This window comes from Pseudoclavibacter sp. AY1F1 (assembly GCF_002931075.1).
GTDB lineage: Bacteria > Actinomycetota > Actinomycetes > Actinomycetales > Microbacteriaceae > Pseudoclavibacter.
In genome coordinates this window covers 426367-437501 of sequence record NZ_PSTQ01000003.1, presented here as the reverse complement: position 1 = coordinate 437501, position 11135 = coordinate 426367, and the positions used below count along the sequence as shown (strand labels likewise).

Genomic DNA, 11135 nt, shown 5'->3' with positions numbered 1-11135 from the left:
CGCGAACGCGTGGCCAACGATGATTGTGAACGCCACAGTGAACACGGTGATGAGGTTGAGAAAGACACCCGCTCTTGCGGCGGGGATGACGGTCAGCGCACGGTTCCACAGCAGGTACGACAAGACAGACGGGAACACGGCGATCAGCACGAGCGAGGTCAGCGCCTCCCCCGAAACCGGCAGCTGAGGGCCACCAGTCGCGAAGCTCACCGGAGCCACGATCAGCACCGTGAACACCGCCTGAATCGCCGTCGACGTGATCGGAGGCAGCTTCGGAGCGCGCCTCCCGACGATCGTGTACGCGGTCCAGATGCTGACAGCCCCCAGCATGAGTAGCTGCCCCGTCTCAAACCCCGTTGTCGTGAGTGCGGCAGGGTCACCTCCGCTGAGCACCACAACGACGCCGATGAGAGCGATCAGCACCCCGACAATGCCGCTCGCGGTGAGCCGCTGCCCGAGGAACACGGCCGCCGCGACCGCGATGAGCGCCGGGTTGAACGCGTTGATGAGCGACGCGCTGAACGCGTCACTGTGCTGCAGAGCCGAGTAGAACACGAGCGTGTAGCCGACGAGCCCGGTGCTGCTCAGCGCCAGCAGCCACGGCCACGCCCGCAACACCTCGAGCCAGCGCGGCCGCTCGACGATCTGCGCGATCGCGATCAGCGGGACCGCTGCGAGCATCCACCGCAAGAGCACGAGGCTCAGCGGGTCCATGGTCTTCAGCACGGCTTCGCCGATGATGTAGTTGCCGGCCCAGAACAGCGTCGCGCCGAGCAGTGACACGATCGCGATGATGAGGGGCCTGCGACCGGATGCATCCGGTGCGGTGCCCGGCCGCCCCGACGACCCCATCGGCCCCAACGTCACGAGCGCACCACGAAGACGGACACGACACGCACCTCTCAGACCTCGGAACGGTCGGGCGGATCAGCTTCACCTCCGCAGACTCACCTCGCGATTACCCAGCGTAGTGAGCCGAGCGAGCCCCGCGAGGCCAACCCCCAGGGGGAAGAAGACGGCCAGTTCCCGGCCACCATCGCTAGCATGCGATCCATGCCCATCAAACTCGAGAACGTCGGCATCGCCGTTCGCGACATCGAAGCCACCATCGCCTTCTTCACCGACCTCGGCCTGACAGTGCTCGGGCGCGACGAGGTCAGCGGCGACTGGGCCTCCACCGCGGTGGGCCTCGACGGCAACCACGCGAAGATCGCCGTCCTGCAGACACCCGACGGGCACGGACAGCTCGAGCTCTTCGAGTACATCCACCCCGACGCCATCGAGACCGAGCCCACGCTCCCCAACGAGATCGGGATGCACCGCGTCGCCTTCTCCGTCGACGACATCGACGAGTCGCTGGCCATCGCCGCCAAGCACGGCTGCCACCCACTCCGGGGTGTCGCGAACTACCAGGACGTGTACAAGCTCACCTACCTGCGCGGCCCGAGCGGCATCATCGTGATGCTCGCTCAGGACCTCACAAAGAGCTGACGCGCAGCGTTAGTCGCTGACGCCGAGCTCCCCTTTTGCCAGGTACTCCGAGAACGACAGCGGCGCCCGGCCGGTGATCCGCTCGACATCGTCGGAAACGCGCGACAGCTCGCCGCTTGCGATGGCCGTGTACGTGCTCACCCAAGCGTCGTTCTGCCAGGCGGGAGCACCCCACTTCTTCCTCGACTCGTACGCCTCGTCGATGGTCTCGTCGTGGAATGAGACGTCGGTGCCCCGAGCGTGCGAGATCGCTGCTGCGATCTCGGTCGCCGTGAGCGCCTCCGGACCCGTCAGGTCGTACGTCGCCCCCTGGTGTGCATCCGGTGCGAGCAGCACGGTCGAGGCGACCGCCGCCACGTCGGCGCGGCTCACGATCGACACCCGACCGTCGCCGGCGGGCCCGCGCAGCACGGAGTCGTCGCCGACGAAGAGCGGCATGACGTCCATGTAGAAGTTGTCGCGCAGGAACGTCCACGTCATTCCCGACGCCTTCAGGTGCTCCTCCGTCGCGAAGTGGTCCCGCGCCAGAGTGAAGGTCGAGTCCGGTGAGGCCCCGAAGAACGACGTGTATACGACGTGCTCGACCCCGGCATCTGCCGCCGAATCGATGAACGCCCTATGTTCCTCCAGCCGCGACTCGCTCTCCGCAGCCGACACCATGAACAAGGTCCGGATGCCGCGAAGGGCGGCAGTGGATGCGTCACGATCGGCGTAGCTGAAGGATGCGACAACGCGCCCCGGGAGCCTCGGCGCCTTCGCCGGAGTGCGCGCGAGGAGGAGCTGGGACGCCCCGGCGTCAGCGAGTTGGCGCGCGACGAGACCGCCAACAGCTCCCGTGCTGCCGGTCACCGCGAGACGCACCAGCCCTGGGGCGCTCATGCCGCTCGGCGCTCGTCGTAGCGCAGCTGCGCCTCCGCGACGCCGGACATGTGCTCGGTCGCCCAGTCGGTGAGGACACGCAACGGGCCGAGCAGACTGCGGCCGGCGTCCGTCAGCTCGTAGTCCACGCGCGGCGGCACCTGCGGGAACACGGTCCGCGTGACGAGTCCGTCGCGCTCCAGCCCGCGGAGGGTCTGCGTGAGCATCTTCTGCGAGACGCCGTCAACTGCCGCCTGGATCTCCGAGAAGCGCCTCGGCCCTTCGTGAAGCGTGCCGACGACAAGCACCGTCCAACGATCGCCGATGCGGTCGAGCAACCTCCGCGACGGGCAGTCGCGTACATATGGGTCCCACAGGGGTTCGGACATGCTGCGACCTTTCTCGAGTAACTGAACGTTACTCAGTCACCGAGAGAGACTCAAGGGATGCGGCACAGGCACTTTGCGGTAACTGACGCCCCGCAAAGTGCCTTCTTCCCTTCCACGCAGTGGGTCTCCTACGGTGACTGTCGGCGCCCGAGACCGGTCGCCGCGACGAAAGGACCACCATGGCCAAGATCACCATCCTCGGCGGAACCGGATACGCCGGCAGCAACCTCGTCAAGGCAGCCGCAGCAGCGGGCCACGAGGTCACGTCCTTCAGCCGCTCCCTCCCGGACGAGCAGATCACGGGCGTCAACTACGTGACCGGCAGCGTCCTCGAAGACGGCACCCTGGAGCGTGCATTCGACGGCGCAGAGGTTGTCGTCTCCGCACTGTCGCCACGCGGTGAGCTCGAGGGCCGCACCCGCGGGGTCCTCGAGGCCGCTGCCGTACTCGCCGCTTCGCGTGGCGTGCGCTTCGGAGTCATCGGGGGCGCTGGGTCGCTGTTCGTCGCCGAAGGCGGTCCGCGTCTCGCCGACACCGAAGGCTTCCCCGAGCCGGTCAAGCCCGAAGCCGCAGAGATGGCGGGCGTGCTCGACGACCTGCGCGCATCCGGCACCGAACTCGACTGGTTCTACGTGAGCCCCGCCGCAGCTTTCGGCGCGTGGGCCCCAGGCGAGGCGACCGGCGAATACCGCATCGGCGGCGACGTCCTCCTCACCGACGCAAACGGCGACTCGAACATCTCCGGTGCCGACTTCGCGGCCGCGATCCTCGCCGAGATCGAGACGCCAACCCACCGCCGCGCACGCTTCGGCGTCGCGTACTGAGCCCACCCACTCACCTGCTCCCGCCTTCCCGCCTTTCCGCTCCCGCTCCCGCCAGCCCAGTCCCGGGTGCATCCACACGAGCAATGCATGTTCGTTTCGAAATGAGCATGCATCTCTCGTGTGGATGCCCTCAGGGTCAGGGCGTGGGCGGGGGCGGGGGCGTGGGCGGGCAAGCGCCGGCGTGAGCTACGGGACGATGACTGCGCGGCCGCGCACCTCGCCGGCGTGCAGCTTCTCGTACGCGGCGGTCGCTTCGTCGAGGGAGAACTGCTCGACGTGGATGTTGATGGCGCCGCGCTTCGCGAGCTCCACAACCTCCATGAGCTCGGTGCGCGAACCCCAGTTGATGGCGCGCCCCGTGACGTCGAGCGGCACCGTCGTCTGGCCGATCGGCACCGCGCCGCTCGCGACGCCGACAACAACAACAGAGCCGGCGGCGGCGACCATCTTCGCCGACAGATCAGCCGTCGGCTGAATGCCGACGAAGTCGAAGACCACCGTCGCGCCAAGGCCGCGTGTGAGGTCCTTGACAGCTGGGATCGCGTCCGGATTCGAGAGGAACGTGTGGTCGGCGCCCACGGTGCGGGCGAGCTCGAGCTGCGCTTCTCCGACGTCGAGCACAACGACCGTCGCCGTCGAGAGCGCCTTGAGCAGCTGGATGGCGACGTGGCCGAGGCCACCCGAGCCGATGACAACCGCCGTCGACCCGGGAACGAGCTTCGGCAGCGCCGACTTCACAGCGCGGTAGGGCGTGAGGCCCGCGTCGGTGAGTGACACGTTCTTGACCGGGTCGAGGTCACCGATCGGCACCAGGTGGCGTGCGTCGTCAACGATCATGTACTCGGCCATGCCGCCGTCGCTGAAGATGCCGGGCGCGCGCATCCCCTTCTCGCAGTTCTGCTCGGCTCCACTCGCGCAGTGGTAGCAGCGGCCGCAACCCCAGGGGCCGTAGACGATGACCGACTCGCCGATCTCGACATCGTGGACGCCGCTGCCGATCGCCTCGACGATGCCCGCGACCTCGTGGCCGAGCGTCAGCGGGAGCGGCTTGAAGTAGTAGTCCTCGGCCGACGTGCCCATGATGAACTCGTCGGAGTGGCAGGCTCCGGCGGCCGTCACCTTGAGCAGGATCTCGCCAGCGGCGGGCGTCGGGGTGTCGATCTCGACGAGTTCTGGGCGCGAGCCGATCGCGCGGTACTGCAGTGCTTTCATGGCGCTGCCTCTCTCCGGGCGGAGCGACAGCCCGGCTTCACTGGACGACGCATCGCGCCGCGAACCCGGATGCGGGGTTCCTCCCGATGCTACGCCCCACTATGTGGAGAGTCAGCGAATCGCAAGAGACTCACGCGACAAACGCCGCGACCACGAAGCAGACCGCCGCGAGCGTGAAGTGCAGCCCCGCCATGGGACGGCTCGCCTTCACGTCGCCGCTCGTGAGGCGGTCGTAAATTTCGCGGAACCGGTCGCGTGGGCGGTCCTTGAAGCGGATGCCGAGCACCAGCGCGAGGACAGTTGGCACCGCGTAGATAGCCGTGTACCCCGCGAGCGCGGCGACCGCAGTCGGAGCCGACACCTCGGCGTCGATGAGCCGTTCGACGGCGAAGAACATCGGGAACGCGTTCGGCAGGTCGGCAAGCGTCGCGACGATGCCGAGCGGGAATGCCGTCAGGGGGTTCACCCAGCGCAGCAGCGGATACCCCCGCCGCTCGCGCGTGCGGAAGCGGCGCACCCCGAACACGACGAACATCGCGCCGAAGCCGAGGAAGATGATGCGACGCATCCACGTGGCGAGGTCTTCGACAAGCGTGCCGGCGAAGCTCGCCCCGAAGTACACGAGCATCGTCAGCCCGAAGAAGGCGACGACGGCGCCCGCCGCGTAGACCCAACCGGTCGCTACAGGGCGCTGCACGGTGAGCAGAATCAGGATGACGACGGCAATCGTCGAGAGGTTCAGCGAGTCGACAACCGCGAGCCCGAGGAGCGCCGCGACCAGGCCGCCGCTCACTCGTCACTCTCCCGCATGCCACTCTCCCGCATGCCGTGGACTCTACCGGGCGCGGGCATCGCGGGCCCCTCCACCGCGGCTCGGCTCACGGGCACATCACATCTCGGCGACCTCGGTTGGGACGTTGCTAGGTTGCGGACATGAGCAGGTCCCAGCCACGCGCGACCCAGCAGCACACGACCCAGCAGCAGACGACCCAGCAGCAGACGGGGAGCAACCCCGCGCCCGCACGCCGCGCGGGCGCCCTGCTCGCGAGCCGCCTGGCACTGGTTGCCGCGGCGACCGTGGTGGCCTGGATGCTCGCGGGTGGGCTTGCGGGCACTGCTTCGTTCCCGCCATCCCCGATGCTTGCATCCCTCAGCCTGCTGCCCGTCAACATCGTCTCGCTTGTGCTGGTCGCGCGATTTCTCAAGACCGAAGGCACATCGCTCCGTGGGCTGTTCAACTTCGAACGACGCCGCCTCCCAGCGGATCTCGCCTGGGCGGTCCTCTGGCTCACCGTCCTCGCGGTGCCGTTCGCCGCGACCATCCTCGGCACCGTCTGGCTGCTGCACGGCGAGCAGACCTTCACGGCGTTCGAGACGATCTTCTTCGCCCCGGATGCCGCCACGATCTCCTCGCCGGGCCTCGCGCTCGCGCTCGGCGTCCTGACGGTGCTCACGTTCGCGCCACTCAACGCCCCGGCCGAGGAAGCCGTGTATCGGGGATACGCGCTCTCCCGACTCTCGGCAGCATGGCCACCCGCGCTCGCCATCGCCGTGACGGCGCTCACCTTCGGGCTCCAGCACGCGTTCTTCGCTCCGTCCTCCGGCGCGATGCTCGTCTACGTGGCGGCCTTCACCGTGTGGGGACTCGGCGCAGCCCTCATCGTTCGCTGGCAGAAGCGCCTCCTGCCGGTCACGATCGCGCACTTCGTCGTCAACCTCATGACAAGCCTGCCCGCCGTGATCTTCCCGGCACTGCAGCTGACCGGCGCGATCCCCGCCTGAGACGCACGACCTGAAGCCCGCGACCTCGGGCCGCGATCCCGGCCTCACCAGTCAGCGCACCGGCACGTCCGCGAGCGCCGCGGCGAGCGCATCCGTGAAGCGCTCGATGTCGTGCTCCTGGAACGACAGCGGCGGCCGCACCTTGAGCACGTTGTTGTTCGGCCCCGCCGTCGACGTGAGCACTCGGTGCTCGCGCAGCGCGTTGACGAGAGCGAGCGCCGTCTGACCGTCAGCAGTCTTGGCTGCAGGATCCGAGACGATCTCGACGCCCGTGAACTGGCCGGCCCCGCGTACGTCGCCGATGCGCGCATCCCCCACCGAGCGGATCGCGGCCCGCAGCTGGTCGCCGACGACTGCTGCACGCTCAGGCAGGCCCTCGTCGCGTAGCACGCCGAGCACGGCCTGCGCCGCCGAGATCGCGACGGGGTTGCCGCCGAAAGTGTTGAAGTACGGGATGCCCGTGGCGAAGGGCTCGAGCACCTCGGGGCGCGCGGCCATGCCGGAGACGGGGATGCCGTTGCCCATGGGCTTCCCCAAGGTGACGATGTCGGGCACGATGTCGTGCCGCGCGAAGCCCCACATGCGCGGGCCGAGGCGGCCGAAGCCGGGCTGCACCTCGTCGGCGATCCACACGCCGCCCGCCTCGTGAACGGCGTCGAATGCTGGCTTGAGGAAACCTGCCGGGTCGGCAGCGACCCCGTCAGACGAGAACACCGAGTCGGCGAGGAACGCCGAGAACTTCACGCCGTACTTGGCCAGGTCTGCGATCGCGGCGCGAATGTCGGCGGCGAGCTTCTCCCCGACCAGCTCCGGCGCGGTGCGGTAGGTGTCCGGCCCCGGCACGGTGCGCACCTCGAGTCCAAGCGTCTGGCCGCTGCCGAGCGCCGGCGAGACGGCCGAGGTGAGCCCGGACGTGCCGTGGTAGGCCTCGCTCGTGACGATGACACCGGTGCCGCCCGTATACGTCGCCGCGACGCGCAGGGCCAGGTCGTTCGCCTCCGAGCCGGTGCACTGGTACATGACCTGACCGATCTCGGCCGGCATGGTCGAGAGGAGGTCCTCCGTGTAGTCGAGGATCGCCTCGTGCAGGTAGCGGGTGTGCGTGTTGAGGGTTCCGGCCTGCGCTGCCATCGCCTCCACGACCCGCGGATGCGCGTGGCCGAGGCTCGCCACGTTGTTGTACATGTCGAGGTACTCGACGCCGTCGCTGTCGTACAGGTACGTGCCGCTCCCACGCACGAGGTGCACGGGGTTCGAGTAGAAGAGCCGGTAGGAGGGCCCGAGGAGCCGCGTCCGCCGCTCGACCATGGCCTCGGTCTCGGCCGCCGCGGGGGACTCCCCCACCCGGTAGCTGTTGCCGTCCATGATCGTGGATCTGCTCACGTGACGTGTCCTCTCCCGCGGGCGCACCTCGCCCGGTCGGCGCTTCGATCCTGTCGACCCGAAGCGAGCGGACTGTTTCCTCCTGGTAAATCATGTGTAACGAGTGCCCCTTGAAGCCGCATTTCCAGCGAATCAGCACCTAGACATGGATCACCCCGCACTCAGCCGGCACACACCAGAGCCGCCGCGATCCGCGCATCCGCTGCCCGGATCGCCCCAGCCCGAGGAGACGACCATGATCGAGGCAACGCTCAAGCAACCCGTTTCGGGGCTCCGCGTCTTCGACGCCCTGGTCAAGGGCGAGGCAGCTCCGGCTTGGCTGCACGACGGGATGCTCGCCGCTTTCGGCGTCTCACCAGATGCTGCGACGAAGCTCATTTCGGTCTCCGAGAACGCGTCGTATCTTGTCGAGCTCGGCGGCCAGCCCATCGGGGTCGTGCGCCTGCAGCAGCCCGGCTACCAGGAGGGTGACGAGCAGCTGCGCTCCGAGATGCTGTGGGTCGAAGCGATCCGCGACTCCGGATGCGCGGAGGTTCCGTCCCCGATCCCCGGTGCGGACGGCAGGGTGACCCAGAGCATCCAGTCGCCGGACGGGCTCACCCTGAAGGCGGTCTACTTCGAGCACGTGACCGGCTCGATCCTGCAGGACATCGACGACGCGGCCCCCTGGTTCACGGAGCTCGGTCAGATCACGGCCCGCCTGCACGACCACGCCCGCAGCTGGCGGCGACCAGCAGGCTTCACGCGCTTCACGTGGGGCCTTCCCGACCTGCTCGGGTCCACCGCGCGGTGGGGCGACTGGCGCCGCGCATCCCTCACCCCGGCGCAGCTCGACCACCTCGAGCGCGCCGAGATGGCAGCCCTGACTCGCGTGCAGACCGCGCCGGCCGGCTGGCAGGACTGGGGGCTCGTGCACTCCGACCTGCGGCCGACCAACGTGATCCGCGACGGCGAACGCCTCATCGTCATCGACTTCGACGACTCCGGCTTCAGCTGGTTCCTCTACGACTTCGCGTCCGCGCTCACCTTCCAGGAGCACAAGCCCGCAGTGCGCACCATGGCGCGCAACTGGATCGATGGATATCGATCCGAGGGGCAGCTGACGGATGCGCAACTCGAGCTCGGCTGCGCCCTCTCGATGGTGCGAACCCTCACGATGCTCGGCTGGAGCACCACGCACCGCGACGAAGCCCTCCCGCCTGACCTGCAGGGCGGCGGCGTCATCGACGCCGCCATCCTCGCCGCCGACCAGTTCAAGGCCTCCCCCACCTGGCTCGTCGACTGACTTCGGGGCGTCCGCGCCCCGACTGCTCCACCCGTGCATCCCGCACGCTTCTCTCCCATGACCCCCACACAAGGAGCCATGTATGCCCGCTGCCGATCTCGCCTGGATGCTCGCCGCCTTCGGCCTCGTCCTCCTGATGTTCCCCGGAATCTCGTTCTTCTACGGAGGAATGCTCAACAGCAAGAACATGCTCAACATGGCCATGATGGTCTTCGGATCCATGGCCGTCGTCGCCGTCATCTACGTGCTGTTCGTGCACGGCATGGTGCTCGGCAACTCGGTTGGCGGTGCCGGAATCATCGGCGACCCGCTCGCGTTCGTCGGCATGGAGTCGTTCATGACCGACACGTCTGAGGGCGACACCATCGCCGTCGACGCCTACTGGGGCGCCTTCTACATCCTGTTCGCCGCCATCAGCATCGCGATCGTCGCATCCGGTGCCGCGGGGCGCATGAAGTACTGGGCCTGGCTCGTCTTCGCCGCCCTGTGGACGATCCTCGTGTACGCACCCCTCGCCCACTGGGTGTTCGCGTTCACGAGCGACGACGGCGAGACGGTCGGCGGGTGGATGCGCAACGTCCTCGGCCTGCATGATTACGCCGGCGGCACGGCGGTGCACATGAACGCCGGCGCTTCGGCTGTTGCCCTCGCTATGGTGCTCGGTCGCCGCAAGAACACCGAGATGCGCCCGCACAATATGCCGCTTGTCCTCCTCGGCGCCGGGCTCCTCTTCTTCGGCTGGATCGGCTTCAACGGCGGCACGGCCGCCGGCGCGAACTTCCTCGCCGGCTACGTCGTGCTCACGACCACCCTCTCCGCCCTCACGGGTGCCATGGGGTACCTGCTCATCGAGCGCATCCGCGACAAGCACGCGACGACCCTCGGCATGGCGACCGGCATGATCTCCGGCCTCGTCGGCATCACCCCGGCAGCGGATGCGGTCACCCCACTCGGCGCCCTCGCGCTCGGCTTCGTCTCGGGTGCCGTCGTGGCGCTCTGCATCGGCTGGAAGAACCGCGCCAAGATCGACGACGCGCTCGACGCCTTCTCGGTGCACGGCATCGGCGGCATCGTCGGGGCCCTGTTCGTGGTGTTCCTCGGTGCCGCCGCGGCACCGGCCGGCGTCACGGGCCTCTTCTTCGGCGGCGACGCGAGCCTCCTGTGGCGCGAGCTCATCGCCATCGTCGTGACCTGCGTGTACGCGTTTGTCGTGACCTACCTCATCGCCTGGGTCATGAACAAGATCGTGCCGATCCGCGTGCCGGACGAGGTTGAGGCCGTTGGACTCGACCGCGGCATCCACGCGGAGAGCGCGTACGAGATGGAGTCGCGCTGACCATGATGGATGCACGCAGCAGGGACACTCGCAGGCCCCAGTTCACCCCGCGCGACCAGAACACGCAGACGACGCGCGTTCCGCACGACCAGAACGCCCAGACAACGCCAGCCCAGAAGAGGAGCGCACGCCGATGAAGCTCGTGACAGCAGTGATCCAGCCGACGAAGGTCGACGACGTGAAGGACGCCCTCGAGGCGGCCGGCTTCACGGGCCTCACCATCACCGAGGTGGAGGGGCACGGCCACCAGAAGGGGCTCACCGAGTACTACCGGGGGCAGGCCGTGAAGGTCTCGTTCCGTGCCAAGACCCGCGTGGAGGTGCTCGTCGCCGACGAGACCCTCGACAAGGCGCTCGAGGTTGTCGTCGCGGCGGCCCGCACCGGCAACGTCGGGGACGGCAAGGTGTGGGTGACCGATGTGAGCCACGTCATCCGAGTCCGCACCGGCGAGTCGGGCCCCGCCGCAGTGTAGGTCACGCCCCGCGTGGTTCGCGCCCCGTGGCGCGCCCCTCCTCGGGTGCCCAGATCGTTGTGGCCCGTTGTTCCTCCCGGCACTGGGAGCGACAACGGGCCAC

12 protein-coding genes are annotated in these 11135 nt (G+C 68.3%); 6 read left to right on the top strand and 6 right to left on the bottom strand.

Annotation, left to right across the window (positions count from 1 at the left end; all coding sequences use genetic code 11):
* Positions 1-867, bottom strand: an 867-nt coding sequence (locus C5B85_RS08280) for a DMT family transporter (protein ID WP_258070661.1), incomplete at its 3' end; no start/stop codon positions are given.
* Positions 868-1053: 186 nt separating this feature from the next.
* On the opposite strand from C5B85_RS08280, the gene C5B85_RS08275 reads away from it, so the two are divergent.
* A complete protein-coding gene (locus C5B85_RS08275; protein WP_104285568.1) occupies positions 1054-1491 on the top strand; it encodes a VOC family protein in 438 nt (145 codons plus the stop codon).
* A gap of 9 nt (positions 1492-1500) precedes the next feature.
* Here C5B85_RS08275 and C5B85_RS08270 read toward each other — a convergent pair whose 3' ends face one another.
* Both C5B85_RS08270 and C5B85_RS08265 read right to left on the bottom strand, forming a co-directional pair.
* Positions 1501-2370, bottom strand: a complete 870-nt coding sequence (locus C5B85_RS08270; RefSeq protein WP_104285521.1) for an SDR family oxidoreductase — start codon at positions 2368-2370, stop codon at positions 1501-1503.
* Complete coding sequence (locus tag C5B85_RS08265) at positions 2367-2738, bottom strand: helix-turn-helix domain-containing protein (protein ID WP_104285520.1); 372 nt, start codon at positions 2736-2738, stop codon at positions 2367-2369. Before C5B85_RS08265 ends, C5B85_RS08270 begins: the two co-directional genes overlap by 4 nt.
* 179 nt (positions 2739-2917) lie before the next feature.
* Here C5B85_RS08265 and C5B85_RS08260 point away from each other — a divergent pair, with 179 nt between their 5' ends.
* On the top strand, positions 2918-3562 hold the full coding sequence (locus tag C5B85_RS08260; protein ID WP_104285519.1) for an NAD(P)-dependent oxidoreductase: 645 nt from the start codon (positions 2918-2920) through the stop codon (positions 3560-3562).
* Between the two features lie 186 nt (positions 3563-3748).
* On the opposite strand, the gene C5B85_RS08255 is transcribed toward C5B85_RS08260, so the two are convergent.
* Together C5B85_RS08255 and C5B85_RS08250 are read right to left on the bottom strand one after the other, a co-directional pair.
* Positions 3749-4774, bottom strand: a complete 1026-nt coding sequence (locus tag C5B85_RS08255; protein ID WP_104285518.1) for an NAD(P)-dependent alcohol dehydrogenase — start codon at positions 4772-4774, stop codon at positions 3749-3751.
* Between the two features lie 130 nt (positions 4775-4904).
* Positions 4905-5567 carry a GAP family protein gene (locus C5B85_RS08250; protein WP_104285517.1) on the bottom strand — a complete coding sequence of 221 codons (663 nt, stop codon included), beginning with the start codon at positions 5565-5567 and terminating at the stop codon, positions 4905-4907.
* Positions 5568-5707: 140 nt separating this feature from the next.
* On the opposite strand from C5B85_RS08250, the gene C5B85_RS08245 reads away from it, so the two are divergent.
* On the top strand, positions 5708-6556 hold the full coding sequence (locus C5B85_RS08245) for a CPBP family intramembrane glutamic endopeptidase (protein ID WP_104285516.1): 849 nt from the start codon (positions 5708-5710) through the stop codon (positions 6554-6556).
* Between the two features lie 51 nt (positions 6557-6607).
* Here the strand turns inward: C5B85_RS08245 and C5B85_RS08240 are convergent, their stop codons facing one another.
* Positions 6608-7939: an aspartate aminotransferase family protein gene (locus tag C5B85_RS08240; RefSeq protein ID WP_258070660.1), complete on the bottom strand. Its 1332-nt coding sequence runs from the start codon at positions 7937-7939 to the stop codon at positions 6608-6610.
* Between the two features lie 235 nt (positions 7940-8174).
* On the opposite strand from C5B85_RS08240, the gene C5B85_RS08235 reads away from it, so the two are divergent.
* The 3 genes from C5B85_RS08235 to C5B85_RS08225 all read left to right on the top strand — a co-directional run bounded on the left by C5B85_RS08235 (position 8175) and on the right by C5B85_RS08225 (position 11032).
* The gene (locus tag C5B85_RS08235; RefSeq protein ID WP_181064341.1) at positions 8175-9224 is read left to right on the top strand and encodes a phosphotransferase enzyme family protein; all 1050 of its coding nucleotides are present in this window, start codon (positions 8175-8177) and stop codon (positions 9222-9224) included.
* Between the two features lie 82 nt (positions 9225-9306).
* Positions 9307-10560 (top strand): ammonium transporter, encoded by a 1254-nt coding sequence (locus C5B85_RS08230; RefSeq protein ID WP_104285513.1) that lies wholly within the window; start codon positions 9307-9309, stop codon positions 10558-10560.
* A gap of 133 nt (positions 10561-10693) precedes the next feature.
* Positions 10694-11032 (top strand): P-II family nitrogen regulator, encoded by a 339-nt coding sequence (locus tag C5B85_RS08225; protein WP_068477926.1) that lies wholly within the window; start codon positions 10694-10696, stop codon positions 11030-11032.
* The last annotated feature ends 103 nt before the right edge of the window (positions 11033-11135 follow it).